Source organism: Burkholderia sp. S-53 (assembly GCF_025560745.1).
Classification (GTDB): Bacteria; Pseudomonadota; Gammaproteobacteria; order Burkholderiales; family Burkholderiaceae; genus Burkholderia; species Burkholderia pyrrocinia.
The window spans coordinates 848984-868574 of record NZ_CP090482.1; the positions used below are offsets into that span (position 1 = coordinate 848984).

At 63.5% G+C, this 19591-nt stretch carries 17 protein-coding genes and 1 pseudogene; 8 read left to right on the forward strand and 10 right to left on the reverse strand.

Annotated features, from left to right (window positions below; translation table 11 throughout):
* Positions 1–17: 17 nt before the first annotated feature.
* Genes LXM88_RS03455 through LXM88_RS03470 form a run of 4 tightly spaced genes read left to right on the forward strand, consistent with a single transcriptional unit; the run spans position 18 to position 4495 of the window.
* Positions 18–428, forward strand: a complete 411-nt coding sequence (locus tag LXM88_RS03455; RefSeq protein WP_231944195.1) for a hypothetical protein — start codon at positions 18–20, stop codon at positions 426–428.
* A 12-nt stretch (positions 429–440) separates the two neighbouring features.
* Positions 441–1511, forward strand: coding sequence for a VOC family protein (locus LXM88_RS03460; RefSeq protein ID WP_262530529.1), 1071 nt, complete (start codon positions 441–443; stop codon positions 1509–1511).
* 36 nt (positions 1512–1547) lie between these two features.
* Positions 1548–2504, forward strand: a complete 957-nt coding sequence (locus tag LXM88_RS03465) for a fumarylacetoacetate hydrolase family protein (protein ID WP_262530530.1) — start codon at positions 1548–1550, stop codon at positions 2502–2504.
* Positions 2501–4495, forward strand: a complete 1995-nt coding sequence (locus LXM88_RS03470) for an acyl-CoA synthetase (protein WP_262530531.1) — start codon at positions 2501–2503, stop codon at positions 4493–4495. The genes LXM88_RS03465 and LXM88_RS03470 overlap by 4 nt, the downstream gene beginning before the upstream one ends.
* A gap of 13 nt (positions 4496–4508) precedes the next feature.
* On the opposite strand, the gene LXM88_RS03475 is transcribed toward LXM88_RS03470, so the two are convergent.
* The gene (locus LXM88_RS03475) at positions 4509–5600 is read right to left on the reverse strand and encodes an IS630 family transposase (protein ID WP_262530515.1); all 1092 of its coding nucleotides are present in this window, start codon (positions 5598–5600) and stop codon (positions 4509–4511) included.
* Between the two features lie 173 nt (positions 5601–5773).
* Here LXM88_RS03475 and LXM88_RS03480 point away from each other — a divergent pair, with 173 nt between their 5' ends.
* The 4 genes from LXM88_RS03480 (at position 5774) to LXM88_RS03495 (ending at position 10813) form a co-directional block, all read left to right on the forward strand.
* Positions 5774–6511, forward strand: a complete 738-nt coding sequence (locus LXM88_RS03480; RefSeq protein WP_262530532.1) for an OmpW/AlkL family protein — start codon at positions 5774–5776, stop codon at positions 6509–6511.
* A gap of 54 nt (positions 6512–6565) precedes the next feature.
* Positions 6566–9544 (forward strand): molybdopterin-dependent oxidoreductase, encoded by a 2979-nt coding sequence (locus LXM88_RS03485; protein WP_262530533.1) that lies wholly within the window; start codon positions 6566–6568, stop codon positions 9542–9544.
* A gap of 10 nt (positions 9545–9554) precedes the next feature.
* Positions 9555–10424: a 4Fe-4S dicluster domain-containing protein gene (locus tag LXM88_RS03490; protein WP_262530534.1), complete on the forward strand. Its 870-nt coding sequence runs from the start codon at positions 9555–9557 to the stop codon at positions 10422–10424.
* Between the two features lie 143 nt (positions 10425–10567).
* Positions 10568–10813, forward strand: a complete 246-nt coding sequence (locus LXM88_RS03495) for a hypothetical protein (protein WP_262530535.1) — start codon at positions 10568–10570, stop codon at positions 10811–10813.
* Between the two features lie 126 nt (positions 10814–10939).
* Here LXM88_RS03495 and ltrA read toward each other — a convergent pair whose 3' ends face one another.
* The 9 genes and pseudogenes from ltrA to LXM88_RS03540 form a co-directional block, all read right to left on the reverse strand.
* Positions 10940–12187 (reverse strand): group II intron reverse transcriptase/maturase, encoded by a 1248-nt coding sequence (ltrA, locus tag LXM88_RS03500; protein ID WP_262530536.1) that lies wholly within the window; start codon positions 12185–12187, stop codon positions 10940–10942.
* Positions 12188–12758: 571 nt separating this feature from the next.
* Positions 12759–13514 carry a histidine utilization repressor gene (gene hutC / locus LXM88_RS03505; RefSeq protein WP_262530537.1) on the reverse strand — a complete coding sequence of 252 codons (756 nt, stop codon included), beginning with the start codon at positions 13512–13514 and terminating at the stop codon, positions 12759–12761.
* Positions 13515–13571: 57 nt separating this feature from the next.
* Positions 13572–15065 (reverse strand): HAL/PAL/TAL family ammonia-lyase, encoded by a 1494-nt coding sequence (locus LXM88_RS03510; RefSeq protein WP_262530538.1) that lies wholly within the window; start codon positions 15063–15065, stop codon positions 13572–13574.
* 7 nt (positions 15066–15072) lie between these two features.
* A complete protein-coding gene (locus LXM88_RS03515) occupies positions 15073–15864 on the reverse strand; it encodes an ABC transporter ATP-binding protein (RefSeq protein WP_262530539.1) in 792 nt (263 codons plus the stop codon).
* A 27-nt stretch (positions 15865–15891) separates the two neighbouring features.
* A complete protein-coding gene (locus LXM88_RS03520; protein ID WP_262530540.1) occupies positions 15892–16638 on the reverse strand; it encodes an ABC transporter permease in 747 nt (248 codons plus the stop codon).
* Positions 16639–16650: 12 nt separating this feature from the next.
* Positions 16651–17373 carry an ABC transporter permease gene (locus LXM88_RS03525; RefSeq protein ID WP_262530541.1) on the reverse strand — a complete coding sequence of 241 codons (723 nt, stop codon included), beginning with the start codon at positions 17371–17373 and terminating at the stop codon, positions 16651–16653.
* 107 nt (positions 17374–17480) lie between these two features.
* Entirely contained in the window at positions 17481–18311 is an 831-nt protein-coding gene (locus tag LXM88_RS03530; RefSeq protein ID WP_262531635.1) for a transporter substrate-binding domain-containing protein, read from the reverse strand.
* A gap of 460 nt (positions 18312–18771) precedes the next feature.
* Positions 18772–19083: pseudogene (locus LXM88_RS03535) on the reverse strand (glyoxalase); the annotation flags it as partial.
* A 60-nt stretch (positions 19084–19143) separates the two neighbouring features.
* Positions 19144–19590: a DoxX family protein gene (locus LXM88_RS03540; RefSeq protein WP_262530542.1), complete on the reverse strand. Its 447-nt coding sequence runs from the start codon at positions 19588–19590 to the stop codon at positions 19144–19146.
* Position 19591 lies beyond the last annotated feature (1 nt).

The window sequence follows — 19591 nt, forward strand, 5'->3', positions numbered from 1 at the left end:
CGACGAATGGAGATACGGTGGAGACACAACTGCACACGGGCGCCCGCGCGTCCATTGACAACAACTCGCGCTCTTCGACCGAGCGTGCGCTGCCTTTGGCGCTCGGCACACTGATCGCAGGATTCGGCGCATTCGGCGCCGCAATGGCCAATCGGCGGGCTCGTTACGAAGTCAACGTCTTGATCGTCGACAAGGCTGCCGAGATACGCGTCGCCCCACGCGCAATCGCACTCGGCGACGAAGCGCTGCGGACTCCCGGCACCTGCGACGAGGAGCGCCGCCTCCATGCGAAATCGACGATCGACTTCGCAATCTTCACGGGCCGGCAAGTCACGTCGTGCCGCGATTCGATTGCATGCCTGTCGTTGCGCGGCAAGCCCCTCGGTGCGACGGCGTGTGCCTTCGCGAGCACCATTCGATCCGCCTGATTGTCATCCGCCATGAAACTGACCACCACACAACCGGCTCGCCACCCACACCCCACAACGAAGGCGTCGGCGCTCGCCTATCTGATCTTCGATCGTCCCGATCTCGACGAGGCGGAGCACTTCCTCAACGACTTCGGTCTCCGAACGGTGCTTCGGAACGACTCGCTGTTGCTGCTGCGTGGAACGGGCACCGCACACTTCTGCTATGTGGTTCGCCAGGCGCCGAAGGCCCGCTTCGTGGGCTTCGGATTGCGGGTCGACAGCCGTGCCGATCTGGAGGCGCTCGCCAAAGTCCCTGGCGCGTCGGCGATCGAGGCATCGGATTGGCCCGGTGGCGGCCACCGGGTGCGTCTCGCCGATCCGTCGGGTTTTCGGGTCGATGCGATTGCCGGCCAGACACGCGCCGACACGTTGCCGCATCGTGCTCCGCTCCCGTTCAACTCAGTCGACACCCCCGTGCGGATCAACGAGACGCAGCGCCCGCCGGTGCGCGCGCCCGAGATCATTCGGCTCGGGCACGTCGTGCTCGAACTCGCCGACTACCAGGAAACCTGCGCGTGGTACACGCAGCATTTCGGGTTTATCCCCAGCGACGTCCAGGTGCTGCCGGACGGCTCACCCGCCGTTGCGTTCATGCGGCTCGATCTCGGCGAGAGGCCGGCCGATCACCATACGCTCGCGCTCGCTCAAGGGTTCGTGCCGACGTATAGCCATAGCGCGTACGAACTGGTCGACGCCGATGCCGTCGGCATGGGCCAGCGCATGCTCCGCGACAACGGGTGGACGCACGCGTGGGGCATCGGCCGGCACATTCTCGGCAGCCAGATCTTCGACTATTGGCAGGACCCGTGGGGCGACAAGCACGAACACTATTGCGACGGCGATCTGTTCACGGCCGACGAGCCGACGGGCGTGCACGCGGTCAGCCGCGAAGCGATGGCGCAGTGGGGCCCGACGATGCCGCGCAGCTTCACGAAGCCACGGCTCACGCCGTCGAGCCTCGCGGCGCTGTTCCGCAACCTGCGCCGCAGCCCCGATCTGACGGTCAGCAAGCTGCTGACCCTGGCGAAGCTGTTCGCCTGATCCCCAACCGCCCATTCGACTCACGAGAGATCATTCATGTCACTGCATGTCCTGCACTTCCGGCATCATGGCCGCGCCCAATGGGGTGTGGTCGCCAACGGCGCCGTCACGCCGATTCCCGGCGACTTCGAGACAACCGCGGGCTTTCTCGCGGCGAATCCGGTTGAACGACTCGCCACGCTCGACGGATCGACGATTCCGGAGTCAAACGTGGAGTGGCTGCCACCGGTCACAGCCAACCAGCAATTCGTTTGCCAGGGCGCGAATTATCGTCGCCACATGATCGAATCGGGCATGGATCCGGACGCGAAAAAGTTCAACATGATCTTCACGAAGGCGACGAGTTGCATCGTCGCCGCCGACTCACAGGTCGTGAAACCGAGGCACGTCCGGTTTCTCGACTACGAAATCGAGCTCGGCCTCATCCTCAAACGCGACATCACGTCTCACCGGCAGATCACGGACGCGAACTTGCACGACTATGTCGCCGGCACCGTGATCGTCAACGACTATTCCGCGCGCGATGTCCAGATCCCGCAGATGCAGTTCTACAAGGGCAAGAGCTTCCGGACGTTTGGCCCGGTCGGCCCCTATCTGTGCCTGCTCGAGCGGCGTGACTTCCCGAAGCTGAAGGCGCTCGACCTGACGTTGACCGTCAACGGCGCGGTGCGCCAGCAGGACTCGACATCGAACCTCGTCTACGGTCCGGCGGAAACGTTGACCGAGTTGTCGGGCGTGCACGACCTTCGCGCCGGCGACCTGCTCGCGACCGGCACGCCGGCCGGCTGCGCACTCAGCATCCCGTCGCCGCTCAAGCAGCGAGCCGTCGCGCTTTTTCCCGAATCCGTCAAATGGAAGATGTTCATGAAGGTGCAGGCGGGGCGAGCGCAGTATCTGAAGGCCGGAGACATCGTCGAAGCCCGGATCGCGAGCCGCGACGGGTCGATCGACCTGGGCGTGCAACGTAACGAGATCGTGGACGAAGCAGCATGAACGGTATCGCGACCCAGGACGACGTGCTGGCAATCGAAGCGCAGGGCCTTCCGGCCAACCTTCCGGCCAGCACGTACGAGATGATTTGCGCCGGTGCGGCCATCGATCCGTCCGCCCCCGCCCTCTCCTTTTTCATGACCGCCGACGCGCACCGCGACGCCGAGTGCTGGACCTATCGCGAGCTGGTCCGCGACATCACGCGCACGGCCAACATGTTCGCGCGCCTCGGTGTGAATTCGCAGTCGGTGATCGCTTATTTGCTGCCCAATCTGCCCGAAACGCATTTCGTGATCTGGGGCGGACAGGCGACCGGCATCGTATGCGCGATCAATCCGCTGCTTGAAGGTGAAGCGATCGGTCAGCTGCTCAAAGCCGCCGGCGCCAGCGTGCTCGTGACGCTCGCGCCATTTCCCGGGATCGATCTCTGGCAAAAAGTCGCGGACATCCTTCATGAGGTCGAGCCGCTGCGGCATCTCGTGCTGGTCAACCTGGCCGATCGCGTGCGGGGCATGGCGCAGTCAACGGCACGCACGCTCCAGCACGACGCGTGTGCGCAGCTGTACGGCGCTGGCGGTTTGCGCAGCGCAGTGCCTGCGCACATCCAGATCCACGACTTCGGTACGGCAATCGCGCGGGAATCCGGTACAGCGCTCGACAATGTGCGCCGCATTCAACCCGGCGACATGTCCTCCTTCTTCTGTACCGGTGGAACCACCGGGTTGCCGAAAATCGCGATGCGCAGTCACGGCAACGAAGTGGCGAATGCCTGGAGCGCCGGCCGGTTCCTCGCCGACAGTATCGGCCCCGGCAAAACGACTTTTTGCGGCTTGCCGCTCTTTCACGTCAACGCCGCGATGGTGACCGGCCTCCTGCCATTCTCGCGCGGTGCCCATGTCGTGCTCGGCACACCGCAGGGTTACCGGGGCGACGGCGTCGTCAAACGCTTCTGGGAAGTCGTCGAACATCATCACATCAATTTCTTCAGTGGCGTCCCGACGCTTTATGCTTCGCTGCTCGACATTCCCTCCGAGGATCATGTCATTGACTCGCTCGAATACGGCCTGTGCGGTGCCGCGCCGATGCCGGTCGGCGTCTTCAGGGCCTTCCAGGAAAAAACGGGCATCCGGATTCTCGAAGGTTACGGCCTGACCGAAGGAACGTGCGTGAGCAGCGTCAACCCGCCGAACGGCGAGCGTCGGCTGGGATCAATCGGGCTTCGCATCCCCTTCCAGGCGATGAAGGCGGTCGTCGTGGACGATGCGGGACGGTATCTGCGCGACTGCGCGGCTAACGAGGAGGGGTTGCTCGTGATCTCCGGGCCGAACGTGTTCACCGGCTACACGCGTCCCGACCAGAACGAGGCCCTGTGGCTCGATCTCGGCGACGGCAAGCGCTGGCTCAACACCGGCGACCTCGGCCGCTGCGACATCGACGGTTACTTCTGGCTGACCGGCCGCAAGAAGGATTTGATCATCCGCGGCGGACACAATATCGACCCGGCGACGATCGAGGAACCGCTGCATCGACACCCGGCGGTCCAGATCGCCGCGGCAATCGGGCGCCCCGATGCGTATGCCGGCGAGTTGCCGGTCGCGTATGTTCAGCTCAAGCCGGGCATGACCGCTAGCGAACACGATCTGGAAATGTTCATGCAGCAGGAGATCGCGGAACGCGCCGCCCTGCCCAAGCACGTCCGAATCGTCGAGGCGATCCCGCTCACCGGCGTCGGCAAGATATTCAAACCGGAACTCAAGCGCCGCGAGACGAGTGACGCACTCCGCGCGGCATTGGACCAGGGTGGAGCGCCAGGCGCATCAGTCGACGTCTCGACCAGCGGTTCCGGCGGAGTGTCGGTCTCGGTCGAGCTGAGCAATCCCGGGCTCGAGACTGCCGCGCGCTTCGTGCTAGGACGTTTTCCGTTTGCGTTCTCGATCTCGTTCGCAGCGGAACCCATTCGGTCGTCCGGTCCGGCAGCAACAGATCTGCGGTGACGGAGGCGCGCGACTAGTGTCCTGTTCCGCTGATTCGCGAACAAAGTCTGTGCAGCTTTTCGAGGATGGAATCGGCTGACGCGGTCCAGACGAACGGTTTGCAGTTTTCGTTGTAGTGGGAGACGAATTGATCGATACGGTTGATCAGTTGTTTGACCGAGCTGAACGAGCCTCTGCGGATCGCTTTGTCAGTGATCAGCGCAAAGAAGCGTTCGACCTGGTTAAGCCACGAACTGTAGGTGGGGATGAAATGCATGTGCCAGCGGGGGCGGGCTGCCAGCCACGCCTTGACCTTCGGATGCTTGTGACTGCCGTAGTTGTCCACGATGCAGTGCACGTCGAGATCAGCCGGGACAGCCTTGTCGATTTCACGCAGGAACGACAGGAATTCCTGGTGTCGATGACGTGGCTTGCAGGTCGCGAGCACGGCGCCATTGAGCACGTTCAGTGCAGCAAACAGCGTGGTGGTACCGTGACGAACATAGTCGTGCGTGACGCCTTCGACGTAGCCGAAACCCATCGGCAGCATCGGTTGCGTGCGCTCGAGCGCCTGACACTGGCTCTTCTCGTCCACGCACAGCACCAGGGCGTTCTCCGGTGGGCTCAAGTACAAGCCGACCACATCGCGCAGCTTCTCGATGAAGAACTGATCGGTCGAGAGCTTGAAGCTTTCGCTGCGATGCGGTTGCAGACCCAGCAGCTTGAAGTAACGGTGCACGCTCGTTGGCGAGATGGCAGTTTCGGCGGCAATCGTGCGCACGCTCCAGTGAGTGGAGCCATCTGCTGGCTTCGTGTGCAGGGTCTTATGAATCAGTTGAGCCAGCCGCTCGTCGTCGATCGTGCGTGGCTTGCCGGGGCGTACTTCGTCATAGAGTCCGTTGATTCGCTGCTCCAGAAACCGCAGACGCCACTTGCCCACCGTGGCACGCGTGAGTTGCAGGCGTTGCGCGATCGCGCTGTTGGGTTCGCCGTCAGCAGCCGCCAGCACGATGCGCGCCCGCGCGACCAGCGCAGCCGAAATCGAACGAGAACGTGCTATCGACATCAGCTGAGAGCGCTCGTCTTCGCTCAGCACCAGTTCCGCCTTCGGTCGTCCCATCGCCATGCTGACGTCTCCCGTTCCGTTGACGTCAACATGCTACGTGAACATAGATCAGTTAACAACAGAACAGGACACTAGCCGCGACAACACAAACTCCGAGAGCGGCTCGTCACGATCAATAAGGTATCCAAATTAACTGCAGTTAATTAATCGGACCGAGACAGAGGAGACGCAAGATGAAATTGAGGCGAACGACGAGTTTCGCAGGTGCGGTGGTTTGCATCTGCACGGCAGCACTTGCCGACAACGCAGATGCGCAGACCGCCGGAAGCATCACTACGTCGGTTGGATGGCTGCACGTCGCGCCCCAGGGCGACGCGACGCCCCTGACCGTGCAAAGTGTCGGCGGCGTAACGGTGAATCAGCAAATGGCTGGTACCGGGGCGCATGCCAGCTCGACGGATACGATGGGCATCACCACCGAGTACTACGTCACCGACAACATTGGTGTCGCCATGCTGTTTGGACTGCCACTGACAGTCAATCTGGTCGGTGACGGGACGTTGCAGAAGTACGGAACCCTCGGCACGACAAGGCCGATGCCGCCCGCCATCGAACTTCGATATCACCTGTTTTCAGCTGAATCGAAATTCCGTCCGTACGTAGGACTTGGCGTCAACTACACGTGGTTCACCCAGGTTCGGGCGACCAATCGCCAGTTCGTCACCGACAGCTTCGGGCCGGGCGGCTCGGCGCGCGCGACACTCAGTTCATCGTGGAACCCGGTGTTCGAGCTCGGGGCGAGTTACGCGATGACCAAACACTGGTCGGTCGGTGCTTCCGTCGGCTACATGCCGGTGAAGACCCATCTCACGTTATACGGACAGACCGCGACCGGGACGCAGATCGTTTCCACATCGACGCTCCGACTCAATCCCGTCAACGTTTTCCTGAACGTCGCTTATACGTTCTAACGGGTGCGCCCCGATGCCAGTCCCCCGCATGGAAGCAACACTTTGGATCGAACGATGAAACGACAGGCTCTCAAGACCATTCTTTTTGCCTTGCCCAAGGTTCTGGACCTGACGGCGCGCCGCTTCCCCGCCTATCGTGATCGCCTCAAGGAGCGCAATCTCGTCGCGTGGATCGGGCTCATGGATCAAAGCATCGGTCGCGCCATCGAGTTCAGGAATGGCCGCATTCGGTCGCGCGCCGGCAAGCATCCGCGGCCCGACGTGCGCATGGCCTTCAAGGATGTCGCCACGGCCCTGAAGTTCCTTTCGCCCAGCCCGGACCAGGGCGAAATCGTCCACGCCGCCAAGAACTTCAAGGTGGTCACCGAGGGCGACGACGAACTGCTGGTTTGGCTCATGCAAACCCTGAGCATGATGCGCACCGTCGGCCTGCCGATGGGCACGCCCATGCGCGACGGCACCAGACGCTACACCACCTGTACCAATGGCGGGCCCTTGTTCGTCTACGTCAAGGATGGACGCATCGTCCGCGTGACCCCCATCGAGCTGGACGATACCGATGCGTCAAGTTGGGTGATCGAGGCACGTGGACGCCGCTTCAGCCCACCACGGCGTGGATTGGTCGCGCCCCACGCGTTGACCCTCAAATCGCTGGTCTACTCCGACAAGCGCATCCTTCACCCGATGAAACGCGTCGACTTCGACCCTGACGGCGAGCGCAATCCGCAGAACCGCGGCAAGTCCGGCTATGTGCGTATCAGCTGGGACGAGGCCCTGGACATCGTTGCCAAGGAAATCAACCGGCAGAAGCGTATTTACGGCCCCGGCTCCATCACGTTCCCGATGTCGTCCCACCATCAGTGGGGTAACGTGGGCTACTACCTCAGCGCGCTGACGCGCTTCGCCAACCTGATCGGCTTCACCCGGGTCGCCGCGAATCCGGATAGTTGGGAAGGCTGGTACTGGGGCGCCATGCATCATTTCGGCAACTCGATGCGCGTCGGCGTGCCCTCCGGCTATGGCGGCCTCGAGGATGGTCTCAAGGAAGCCGAAATGATCGTCTTCTGGTCCTGCGACCCCGAAAGTACCAACGGGGCCTATGCCGGATTCGAAGGAACGCCGCGCCGCCTGTGGGCCAAGGAGCTCGGCATCGAATTCGTTCACATCGACCCGCACTGCAATCCGACCGCACAGCTGCTGGGCGGCCGCTGGATCCCGATCCGGCCGCAAACCGATGCCGCCCTGGCGACCGCCATCATGTACGTCTGGACCGTGGAGGGCCTGTACGACAAGGATTACGTCGCGACGCGCACGACCGGCTTCGACGATTGGAAAGCCTACCTTCTGGGCGAGACCGACGGTACCCCGAAGACTCCCGAGTGGCAGGAGAGCGAGACCGGCGTGCCGGCCAAGGACGCCCGTGCGCTTGCGCGCCTATGGGGCAAGAAGAAGGTGCATCTCGCCGTCGGGATGACCGGCGCGGGATTCGGTGGCGCGGGCCGCGGCGCGACCGGGGCGCAATGGGCGCGCTGCATGATCATGATGATGTCCATGCAGGGCTGGGGCAAGCCGGGGGTGAATTTCGGCTGCCTCGAAATCGGTGTCCCGCACGATCTCCAGTTCTACTTCCCTGGCTACGCGGACGGCGGAATTTCGGGCGACCTGGCGTGGACCGCCAATGCGGTGGACAACTACCAGCGCATGCCGCATATCCTGACCATGAATCCCGTCAAGCAGATGGTGCCGCGACAGCAGATGCCCGATGCGATTATCAACGGTCACGCCACCGGTTATCTCTGGGACGGCATGTCCCAGGAAGCCCAGTTTGCGCCGTTCACCTACCCGATGCCCGGCTATCCGCCGATCCACATGATCTATCGCTACGGCGGATCCGCGTTCAGTACCGTGACGAATTCCGGACGCTGGACGGAGGCCTACCGGCACTCGAGCATCGAATTCGTCGTCAATCAGTCGATCTGGATGGAAGGCGAAGCCCAGTTCGCCGACATCATCCTGCCCGCGTGCACTTCACTGGAGCGCTGGGACATCGGGGAATGGGCGAATTCGGGCGGCTACGCCCACCATGGGTATGGCACGGTCAACCATCGCATGCTGACGCTGCAGCACAAGTGCATCGAACCCTTGGGCGAGTCCCGCTCCGACTACGACATTTTCACCGCCATCCTGACTCGGTTGGGCCTGGGTGGCATTTTCACCGAAGGCTGTGGCGATCTTGACTGGGTCAAGCGCGTGTTCGACTCGTCGGATCTGCCCGATCACATTTCGTGGCGCAAATTCTGCCGCAAGGGCTACTTCGTCGTACCGCCCGAAAAGCCCGAGCTACGCCATCCCGTGGACATGCGTTGGTATGCGGAAGACAGGAGGAAGGACCTGCCGGAACCTCATCCGCTGCCGTCACAGTTCTCGGAAAAGTTCGGCAGGGGCCTTCAGACGCCAAGCGGCAAGCTGGAGTTCGTGCCCGAGTTGCTGAAGCGGCACACTGCGGACAATCCCGAGCGGCCACCGCTCAACCGATATATCCCCTCCTGGGAGGGCCTGCGCTCGGACCAGGCTCGGCGCTACCCGCTGCAATTGATCGCCACTCACAGCCGCTACAGCTTTCATACCCATTGTGACGGCAAGAATTCCGCAGTGAACGGCATCGACGATCATCGCGCACTGATCGCAGGGCACCGGTTCTGGCTGCTGAGGCTCAATCCGGCTGACGCCGCCATTCGACGCATTGCCCATCGCGATCTCGTCAAAGTGCACAACGACCGCGGCGCCGTGATTTGCGCGGCCGATGTCTCGCCCCTGGTGAACGCTGGAGTGGTGAAATCCTACGAGGCGAGCGCTGAATTTCAGCTGATCGAAATCGACGGCGAGCAAGTCGAGATTGGCGGTTGCATGAACATGCTTACCCCCGACCGGCCGCAGACCTCCGGCACCAGCAGCATGAGTCCGAATTCCTGCCTGGTGCAGGTCGAGAAATGGCGCGGTGCCGAGGCGTTCATGCTCGGTCGCGCAGCGTGAGGAATTTCAAATGAGCAAGTGGAACCTGATTATCAAAGTCGGGCGTTGCGAGAACTGCCAGAACTGTGTGATCGCCGCGCGGGACGAGCACGTCGGCAACGACTTCCCCGGTTACGCGGCACCCGCTGCGGCCAGCGCCGAGAGCCCTATCCGCATCCTGCGTCGTGTACAGGGTGATTCGCATATGATCGAGACCACTTATCTGCCGGTCATGTGCAACCACTGTGACGACGCGCCCTGCATACGTGTGGGCGGTAGCGCCATTCGTAAGCGCGCCGACGGCATCGTCATCATCGATCCGGACAAGGCGCGAGGCCGAAAAGACATCGTGAAGGCGTGCCCCTACAAGGCGATCGTCTGGAACGAAGAACTGCAACTGCCCCAGATCTGGATCTTCGATGCTCATTTGCTCGACCAGGGGTGGTCCCGTCCGCGTTGTCAGCAGTCGTGCCCCACCGATGTTTTCGAGACGGTCAAGCTCGATGACGCAGCGATGACTGAGAAGGCCCGACGCGAGGGACTCAAGGTATTGCGACCCAACCTGGGCACGAAGCCCCGCGTCTGGTATAGCGGCCTCGAGCGTTGGGAAACGTGCTTCGTCGGCGGAAGTGTCAGTGTCCAGGCAGGAGACGTGGTCGAGTGTGTCACGGATGCGGCCGTCACCTTGTACGTCGGCAATCGGCAGGTAGCCGAAACCGTCTCGGACGGCTTCGGCGATTTCCGGTTCGACGGCCTAGCCAGGGGCAGCGGCCCCTACCGAGTCAAAATCCGACATGCCCTCGGCAACGCTTGGCGCGAGTGCGAATTGGACGACAGCACCTACCTGGGCGAGATCAGGCTCAGTCAGTCGACAAACGCCGTGGCGATCGAGTGCTCATGATCCGAGCAAGGCTGGCCGCTGCGGCAGTCGCACCGGTCTCCGTAGCACCGCCCGCTGGTTGCATGAGAACTTCACCGACCACAGCCAGGCGGCTACCGTCTCCGGTGGCCGTGACCAAACTTCATTGAATCGGAATATCCGGGATGACACACCTGCATGCCGATTTCAGCAACATCGGCGATCCATCGGTAAGCCGACTGCTCGCGGCTTCGATCGGTGCAGCGCACAAGGGGGTCAATCCTTCAATTGAAATTGCCGGCCATGACCTTGCTGCCGAGCAGCTGGACCATCTCAATAGTCCCGAGTTCGCCGTGGTACGAAGCTCGGAATCGCTCGCCTGCCCCACTGTATCGTATAGTCAGCAAGCCTATGATTATTTTGACTATTAAATTGGGGCCTTGACGCAAAGGACCGCCAGGCCGAGGTGGATCTAACCGGAAAGTCGAGTAGCGCACGGGAATCGCACCCGCACGCTCTCACAGAACCGGACGTGAACCTCTCGATTCATCCGGCTCCTATCGTCCAACCGTAGTCTCCATAACCCAATGCGCGAACAAGCTCGGCTGCCGGGACTTAATGTCCTTCAACCATGCTGCGGCGCGCACCTTCCGGCCGTGGAGGTGTTTGTATTTCCGTTGAGCCCAACGGACCAGAGCGGCATCAACCGCAAGGAGTACCTGGCCCAGTGCGGACCGATAAAATCGACCGTAGTACTGAATCCAGCCAAGCAAGGTCGGACGCGTTCGGTCCGCCAACTCAGACAGACTCAGATCATGACGGTGCAATGCACTGCGGCGACGCAATTGCTGCCGAATCGCCTTCGCAGCCTTGTTGCTGACCGCAGGCAGGAAGCCTACCGTCAACTTACCCATCCGATTCCTGACACTTCGCGGTCTGAACGTATAGCCCAGGAAGTCGAACTGACAGAGCGGATAGCTGGCTGACCGGTTGGCCTGCTTGCAGTACACGATTTTGGTCTTTTCCGGATGCAGTTCCAGCTTGCATTCGATCAGCCGCTTCTCCAGTCCCTGCCTGAGCTCGCGCGCCTGCGCTTCGCTCTTGCAATGACAGATGGCGTCATCAGCATAACGTTCGAATGGCACACCCGGGTGATGCTTCTGCATCCACCGGTCAAACGCGTAGTGGAGAAACAGGTTGGCCAGCAATGGACTGACGACACCGCCTTGCGGCGTGCCCCTGTCCGGATGCACCACAGACCCGTCAGGCATTTGCACGGGCGCCTTGAGCCAGCGCTCGATATAAAGCAGCACCCACGCACAATCCGTATGGCGACGCACCGCCCTCATCATCAAGTCCCATTCGATACTGCCGAAGAAGTTCTTGATGTCGAGGTCCAGCACCCACTCGTACTCCCAGCATCGCTGCCGGGTCGCGTCGAGCGCTTGATGCGCCGAACGTCCGGGACGATACCCGTATGAGTCGCTGTGGAACACAGGCTCCACGAGCGGCTCCAGATATCGCTTGACCACCGTCTGCGCGATGCGATCAGAGATCGTCGGTATCCCCAACGGCCTCGTACCCGCACCTCCCGCTTTGGGTATGTCAACCCGCAGAACCGGCGGCGGCATGTAGCTGCCGGAAGACATGCGATTCCAGATCCGATACAGATTGTTTTTCAGATCCACCTCGAACTCCGCCATCGACTGCCCGTCCACGCCCGCCGCCCCACGGTTGGCCTTCACCTGCTGATACGCTTCCCACACCTCACGTTTGGAAATACAAAACGGTTTTGCCTTATCCATGCGGGTCCTCCCCTTGCGGGTTGCCCGCAGGATAAAGCCAGACGATGACGCCCCTTCGGTCCAGTCCCATTACGGGCCCCTCAACCCTACTACGGACGTCTCCGCCCCTGTGTCCCGCATCGGTACTCTCATCCTTGCGGAGGCCTTCCGCTTGGATTTCTCCCTTCGCATCGGGACGACAGGTTCCCAAGTTCCTTACCGAAGCCTGAGTCAAAGTCACGCCGCCTTTATGCCGGATGCCGAATGGGCCGTCAGCAGGCATCGCCCAAACTTGTCCCGGAGCATGCAATCCCCCCGGTTTTGACATCGAATATGATTTTTACGACACGTCATCAGCGGTTCACTCACGTTCGTCTCTTTGACTCCCACCTGCCGGGAGTGCCCCCGGCTTTTCCAACAACGCTCACCACGAGGGCTCTTTACCCACGCAGCTTGTGGCGGTTTGAAGCCTGCTCCTGCAAGCCGACTTCGAGGGGCCGTCCCTCATCTTCGGTAAAGCATCGCAAGCATCGGTCAGTTGATGCCCGCGTTCTTGGCACACATTGCACAGAAATCAAAGGCCTCCCCCTCCCTAAACCTTCCCCGCCAGATGAAACCGCGACGCCGGATGCCACAACCGCACCGACGTCGCGACCTGTTCACCGACCCAAGTCCGCCGCCTGAGCAACAGGCATGGCTCGCCGATTTCCATCACCAGATGCCGGCGCACCTGCGCGTCGGGCTTCTGCGCATAGATCCGGAACTCCGCGCGCTGGATCGGCGCAAGCCGCACCATGTAATGATTCGGCGTCTCGACCGTGAAGTCCTGTTCCAGATACGCGGGAAACAACGCCGGATTGACGTAACGATCCTCGAACTGGATCGGTTCCTCTTCTTCGTAATGCACGATGCGCGAATGGAACACGGGCCCCGACCGCAGCCCGAGCGCTTCGACCGCCTCCTGATCGTCGCTGCGATCGATCAGCAATACGCGTGCGCTGTGCCGATGGCCGCGTTCCGCGATCTCGTCCGCGATGTTGCGGATCTCCAGCACCGTCGATTCGTAATGCCGCCGTTCGACGAACGTGCCGGCGCCCTGGATGCGGGTCAGCACGCGCTCGGCGGTCAGCTCGCGCAGTGCGCGCGACACCGTCATCCGCGCGACGCCGAACTCCTTGACCAGCTCGGCTTCGGTCGGAATCGCACCGCCGGGCTTCCAGTCGCCGTTCGCGATCCGCTCGACGACGTAGCGCTTGATCTGCTGGTACGCCGGCAACGCGCGCGCCGGCACGTCGTCGCCCGACGCGACCGCCAGCGTGGCGGGAAGGTGTCGTTCCGTCTGGTTCATGCGCCCTCGATCGAATGATTTATGGATGCGTCGCCAATCGTTTTCCATCGCGCCCCGTCACAGCACCGGCGGCGGCACACCCGCGACGATGCCGGCGGCGATCGCGATGTCGTCCGCGAGCGGCCGGTCGTCCTGGTACGCCGGCACGCGTTCGCGCACATGCCGCCACAGCGCGTCGGTGGGTGCGGCTCGCGGCGCGCCGTCGGCCTGCAGATCGTAGGCCTGCGCGGCAGCCAGCAACTCGATCGCCAGCACGCGCGTCGTGTTCTCGATGATGTCGAGCGCCTTCAGCGCGGCCGGCGTCGCATGGCACAGATGATCTTCCTGCAGGCCCGACGTGATGCCGCCGTCGAGGCTCGCGGGCGCCGCGAGCCGCTGGTTCTGCGCGACGAGCGCGACGGCCGTGTACTGCGCAATCATGAAGCCGGAGCACGTGCCGCCCGGCATTGCGAGAAACGCCGGCAGCCCGCTCACGAGCGGATTGACGAGCCGGTCGAGACGCCGTTCGGCGATTGCCGCGACCTGCGCCATCGCCGCCGCGAGACTGTCCATCGCGAGCGCGATGCCCGCGCCGACCGCATGCGCCTGCGAATGGACGGTCGGCGCGTCGCGCGTGCCAGCCACGATCGGATTGTCGGTCACCGACGCCAGTTCGCGATCGACCACCTCCGCCGTCACGTCGAACACGTCGCGCGCCGCGCCGTGCACGTGCGGAATCGTGCGCAGGCTGAGCGGATCCTGCGTATGCCGGCCGCTGGCCGCCGCCAGCATGCCGCTGTCGGCGAGCAGCGCACGCAGCCGCGCGCCGACGTGCCCGATGCCGGGCGAAATCCGCAACGCGAGCGACGCCGGATCGAACGCGGCGAGTTGCCCGCCGAGGTTCTCGAAACTCATCGCCGCCACCCAGTCGGCCCAGTCGAGCAACCGCTCCGCGCGGGCAAGCGCGAGCGCGGCCAGCCCCGTCACGCACGGCGTGCCGTTGACCAGGCTCAGCCCTTCCTTCGCACCGAGCACGAGCGGCGCGCGGCCGATGCGGCGCAATGCGTCGTCGCCGCGAATCCGCTCGCCGCGGTGGCGCGCATGGCCATGGCCGATGCAGACGAGCGCGACATGCGCCATATGGGTCAGATAGCCGACCGAGCCGTGCGCCGGCACCTCCGGCAGGCAATCGTGTTCCAGCAACGCGACGAGCTGGTCGACGACGTCGGCGCGCACGCCCGAATGCCCGTGCGCGTAGTTGTTGATCGCAGCGGCCATGATCGCGCGCGTTTCCGCCGCGCCGAGCGGTGCGCCGACGCCGACCGCGTGGCTCATCAGGATGTTGCGCGACAGCGTGCTCTGCTGCGCCGGCGACACGATCACGTTGCACAGTGCGCCGACGCCCGTGTTGACGCCATACGCGCGGATGCCGCGCGCGACGATTTCGTCGACGAGCTCGCGCGCCGCGACGACGCGTACGCGCGCCGCATCGGCCAGCGCGAGCGGCTCGCCGGCCGCCACTGCCGAAACCTGCCGCCAGTCGAGCGGCTTTGCCGAACGGAATACGGTCATCGCGGCCTCAGTTCGTGGTGCGGTCGTGGTGGCTCGACACGAACTGCCGGAAGCGCTCCGAGCACTGGCCGCCGAACAGATCGCCGGGCGCGCCGTCCGAATCGACCTCGCCCTGATGCAGGAACATCACGCGGTTCGACACGTGCCGCGCAAAACCCATCTCGTGCGTGACGACCAGCATCGTGCGCCCTTCCTCCGCGAGCGAGCGCATCACGCGCAGCACTTCGCCGACCAGTTCCGGATCGAGCGCCGACGTCGGTTCGTCGAACAGCATCACCTTCGGATGCATCGCGAGCGCCCGGGCGATCGCGACACGCTGCTGCTGGCCGCCCGACAGGTGCGCCGGATAGTAGCCGCGCTTGTCCGCGAGGCCGACGCGCGCGAGCAGCGCCTCGGCTTCCTCGACCGCTTCCGCGCGGCTGCGCTTCTGCACGCGCAGCGGGCCTTCGACGAGGTTGTCGAGCACCGTCATGTGCGACCACAGGTTGAAGTTCTGGAACACCATCCCGAGTTGCGACCGGATCCGGTCGACCTGACGCCGGTCGCCCGGATGCAGCTTGCCGTCGCGCGTACGCTTCATCTTCAGTTCCTCGCCGGCGAGCGCGACGGTGCCGTCGTCGGGCGTCTCGAGCAGGTTCAGGCAGCGCAGAAACGTGCTCTTGCCCGAGCCGCTCGCGCCGAGGATCGAGATCACGTCACCCTCGTGCGCATCGAGCGAAATGCCCTTCAGCACATGGTGATCGCCGAACGACTTGTGAATGTTCCTGACCGACAGGGCAACGGGAGCAGCGGTGTTCATCGGATTCTCCGGGAAGGAAGGATGCGCTCAGGACGCGACGCGCCGGGCATTGCGCGTCGCCGCGGCGGATGCGCCGGCCTGCTTCGGCGCGCGCAGGTGGCCCGACAGCCGCCATTCGAGCGCACCGAGCAGGCGCACGACGATGAAGTTCAGGCCGAGGTAGATGAGGGCCGCGCACACGAACACCTCGGTCGTGCGGTAGGTCTGCTGGATGATCTGCTGCGCGACGCCCGTCACTTCCCACACCGTGACGAGGCTGGCCAGCGCGGTCGACTTGACGAGCAGCACGGCTTCGGTCGAATACGCGGGCAGGCACTGGCGCAACGCGATCGGGCCGATCACGCGCCGCAGCAGCGCGAAGCCCGACAGGCCGATCGAATAGCCGGCCTCGATCTGCCCGACCGGCACGGCCATCAGCCCGCCGCGCAGGATCTCGGCCGTGTAGCCGGCCGTGCACAACGCGAGCGACAGCACCGCGCATACGTACGGTTCGCGCAGCAGCGGCCACACGAAGCTCTCGCGAATCACGCCGAACTGGCCGAGCCCGTAGTACACGAGGAACATCTGGATCAGCAGCGGCGAACCGCGAAACACGAGGATGTATGCGCGCGCGAAGCGGTTCGGCAGCCAGTGCGGCGACACGCGCATCGTGACGATCACGAGCGACAGCAGGCCGCCGAGCACGAGCGACGCGAAGAACAAACCAAGCGTGGTCGGCACGGCCGCGAGCAACTGGCGCAGCGTGTCGAGGAGGAAGTCGAAATCGATGGACATGCGTGCTCTCCGTCAGTTGCGCGCGAAATTGCGGCGGAACGAGCGGCCGACGATCGCTTCCGCCCGGTTGAACACGCGATTCGACAGGCCCGTCATCACGAGGTAGAGCGCACCGCCCGCGACGAAGAACACGAAGTACTGGTGCGTCGAGTTCGCGGCGATCTGGCTCGTGCGCAGCAGCTCGGCGAGCCCGGTGACCGAGATCAGCGCCGAATCCTTGAGGCTCAGTTGCCACACGTTGCCGATGCCGGGCAGCGCGAAGCGCAGCACCTGCGGAATCAGGATGCGGCGCAGCACCATGCTGCTCGGCATGCCGATCGAGCGCGCGGCTTCGAGCTCGCCCTTCGACACGGCCAGCACGGCCGCGCGGTAGACCTCCGCCTGATACGCGCCCGAGATCATCCCGACCGCCAGCGCGCCGATCACGAACGGCGGCACGCCGATGAAGCCTTCCGCGCCGAACCACTGGCCGACGGTCGTGACGAGCGTCGAACCGCCGAAATAGAACAGGTAGATGACGAGCAGTTCGGGCACGCCGCGAAACACCGTCGTGTAGAGATCGCCGAGCAGGCGGGCGCTGCGGTGGCGCGACAGTTTCGCGGCCGCGATCGCGGCGCCGATCACCGCGCCGACCGCGAGCGCGGAGAGCGTCAGCGCGACCGTCATCAGTGCGGCGAGCAACAGCACGCCGCCCCAGCCTTCGGTTCCGAAGCCCAGCATTTCAAGGATCGCCATGCGTGCCTCCCGGCAAGCGTTGAATGGATCGTCAGGATGTGCGCCGCCGCGCGTCGCGGTGTCGTTGCGTCGTGACGTCGACTACGCGACGGCGGCAGGACCTGCGCTTACGGCGTGACGTCGGTCTTGAACCACTTGTCGGCGAGTTTCTTCACGGTGCCGTCCGCGAGTGCCGCGCCGATCGCCGCATCGAACTTCGTCTTCAGGTCGGCATCCTGCTTGCGGAACGCAAGACCTTCACCCGGCCCCCAGATCGGCCCGCCGAGCTTCGGGCCCGCGAGCACGATCGACGCGTTTTCCTTTTTCTCGATGTTCGCCGCGTAGTACGTGACGTCGTCGAACGACGCGTCGATGCGCCCGGCGACGAGGTCGAGATCGCGCTCGGGCGAAGTCTTGTACACGCGGATCGACGCGATGTCCTTGAAGCTGTCGTTGATGAATTTCGTATAGACGGTGCCCGACTGGATGCCGATCGTCTTGCCCTTCAGCTGCTTGCGCAGCGCGTCGACGGTCGGCTTGTCGGCGTTCGCGTCGCCGGTCAGCTTGACGGCCGGCGCGCCGGGCGCGGCCTTCGGGATGATCTTCGTGTCGGTGACGGCGAACGTCGCCGGCGTGGCCGCATACGGGCGCGAGAACAGCAGGATCTTCTCGCGCTCAGGCGTGATCGAGATCGCATCCATCAGGACATCGAACTTGCCGGCCTGCAGGCCGGGAATCATCCCGTCCCAGTCCTGCGCGACCATGTTGCACTGGACCTTGATCCGGCCGCAGACATTCGCGAGCAGTTCCGGCTCGAAGCCGCCGAGCTTGCCGCCCGGCAGCGTGAGGTTCCACGGTGCGTAGCCGCCTTCGAGCGCCACCGTCACCGTCTTCCATTCCTTCGCCTGCACCGGTGCGGCGAGCGTCGCCGCCGCGGCCGCGATGGCGCCGATCGTCATGATTGCCCACTTGATGCGCTTGCCGTTCACGAGATTTCTCCTTGCGTTGAAGTTCGTCGTCATCCCTTCGGTCATGCAAGCCGCCTCAGGAATTTGTCTATACAAGCATGCAAGAAGAAAAACGGCGGGACAAGCGCTGATCAAAAAAAACGGCGTAAACGCGGGAAATCCCCTAAAAACAGGCCTCCGATGCGCATCGTTGTGGGGAATCCGGGCACGAATTTGGTGCAGCGGACATGGACAAATCGCAAGGATGACTAGACAAATTTCGAATTCGATTGCCTGGGGGATTGCGAATCGGCGCGTGGAGCCCGACATGTCGGACTGACCGACATGAGGTCTTCGGATGGGAGATCCGGTCCATGCTCGATCGAGTGTTCCGGGCCACGCTTCGACATCACGCGAGTCCCGGCTTGGTCGCGCCCATGTCGGTCGCGAGGTAATCCATGCGCTCCGATCAGAACGCCCGGGGGATCGGTGTCTTGAAGACGAACACGGAAATCTTGCCGGATGGGGTAGAGACGAGCCGAGGCAGAGTCTGGTTCGGCGCGGGCGTCACCTGGAAGACGCCCTGCTTTGACTTGCTGCCGCGAAACGTCGCGACGAAGGGGGCGGTGAAGCGGTCGATATCTTCGGCGACGACGTACACGTGCGTCGTGTCGTATCGCAGACCTGCCGCGAGCGCAGGTGCAAGCGTAGCGGCGGGCTTGGGAAGCGTTGCGAACGAAGCGAAGGGGCGACGAAGCGGTCCGCCGGCGTCGGCGCAAGCGATGCCGCGCGAACCTGCCCCAGGATTGAGTTTTCTTCCTGCGTCAATGCGCCGGAAAAACGATCAGGCGCGACCGTCCCCTTCCCCGCTTCGAACATCGCCAAGCATGGTGACGAGGACGAGCGCGGCAATCAGGCCCAGGTGCTCGAAAAAGCTGTTGAGCGCCATGAAATGCTCGGCGCCCGCGCGGTTCCAGAAATCGTTCGCCACCAGCATCGCGACGAGCGTCAGCATGCCAAGGCTGCCGGCGCCGAGCCACGTGAAGCGGCGAAACACCACACACAGCGAACCGCCGATCTCGACCACAACCGCCAGTGCAGCCCAGAGCGCGGGCGGGTGCAGGCCGAAATGCGCCTGCTCCGCGATCGCATCGTCGAAGTGCATCGCCTTGTTGACGCCTCCGATCAGAAAGGCGGAAACCAGCGCAAGTCGTACCAGCACGCCGACCCACGGCTGAGCAAGCAGCACACGAATCCACCCGGGGCTGTACCGGCCGGTTGTCGTCGGCATG

What these genes read in the sequence shown, in the direction of transcription:
- LXM88_RS03485 (WP_262530533.1), top strand. Translation starts at nt 6,566, where the DNA reads ATGAAACGACAGGCTCTCAAGACCATTCTTTTTGCCTTGCCCAAGGTT.
- LXM88_RS03495 (WP_262530535.1), top strand. Translation starts at nt 10,568, where the DNA reads ATGACACACCTGCATGCCGATTTCAGCAACATCGGCGATCCATCGGTA.
- LXM88_RS03530 (WP_262531635.1), bottom strand. Translation starts at nt 18,311, where the DNA reads ATGACGATCGGCGCCATCGCGGCCGCGGCGGCGACGCTCGCCGCACCG.
- LXM88_RS03460 (WP_262530529.1), top strand. Translation starts at nt 441, where the DNA reads ATGAAACTGACCACCACACAACCGGCTCGCCACCCACACCCCACAACG.
- LXM88_RS03515 (WP_262530539.1), bottom strand. Translation starts at nt 15,864, where the DNA reads ATGAACACCGCTGCTCCCGTTGCCCTGTCGGTCAGGAACATTCACAAG.
- LXM88_RS03520 (WP_262530540.1), bottom strand. Translation starts at nt 16,638, where the DNA reads ATGTCCATCGATTTCGACTTCCTCCTCGACACGCTGCGCCAGTTGCTC.
- LXM88_RS03475 (WP_262530515.1), bottom strand. Translation starts at nt 5,600, where the DNA reads ATGGCGATGGGACGACCGAAGGCGGAACTGGTGCTGAGCGAAGACGAG.
- hutC (WP_262530537.1), bottom strand. Translation starts at nt 13,514, where the DNA reads ATGAACCAGACGGAACGACACCTTCCCGCCACGCTGGCGGTCGCGTCG.
- LXM88_RS03540 (WP_262530542.1), bottom strand. Translation starts at nt 19,590, where the DNA reads ATGCCGACGACAACCGGCCGGTACAGCCCCGGGTGGATTCGTGTGCTG.
- ltrA (WP_262530536.1), bottom strand. Translation starts at nt 12,187, where the DNA reads ATGGATAAGGCAAAACCGTTTTGTATTTCCAAACGTGAGGTGTGGGAA.
- LXM88_RS03490 (WP_262530534.1), top strand. Translation starts at nt 9,555, where the DNA reads ATGAGCAAGTGGAACCTGATTATCAAAGTCGGGCGTTGCGAGAACTGC.
- LXM88_RS03480 (WP_262530532.1), top strand. Translation starts at nt 5,774, where the DNA reads ATGAAATTGAGGCGAACGACGAGTTTCGCAGGTGCGGTGGTTTGCATC.
- LXM88_RS03465 (WP_262530530.1), top strand. Translation starts at nt 1,548, where the DNA reads ATGTCACTGCATGTCCTGCACTTCCGGCATCATGGCCGCGCCCAATGG.
- LXM88_RS03510 (WP_262530538.1), bottom strand. Translation starts at nt 15,065, where the DNA reads ATGACCGTATTCCGTTCGGCAAAGCCGCTCGACTGGCGGCAGGTTTCG.
- LXM88_RS03525 (WP_262530541.1), bottom strand. Translation starts at nt 17,373, where the DNA reads ATGGCGATCCTTGAAATGCTGGGCTTCGGAACCGAAGGCTGGGGCGGC.
- LXM88_RS03470 (WP_262530531.1), top strand. Translation starts at nt 2,501, where the DNA reads ATGAACGGTATCGCGACCCAGGACGACGTGCTGGCAATCGAAGCGCAG.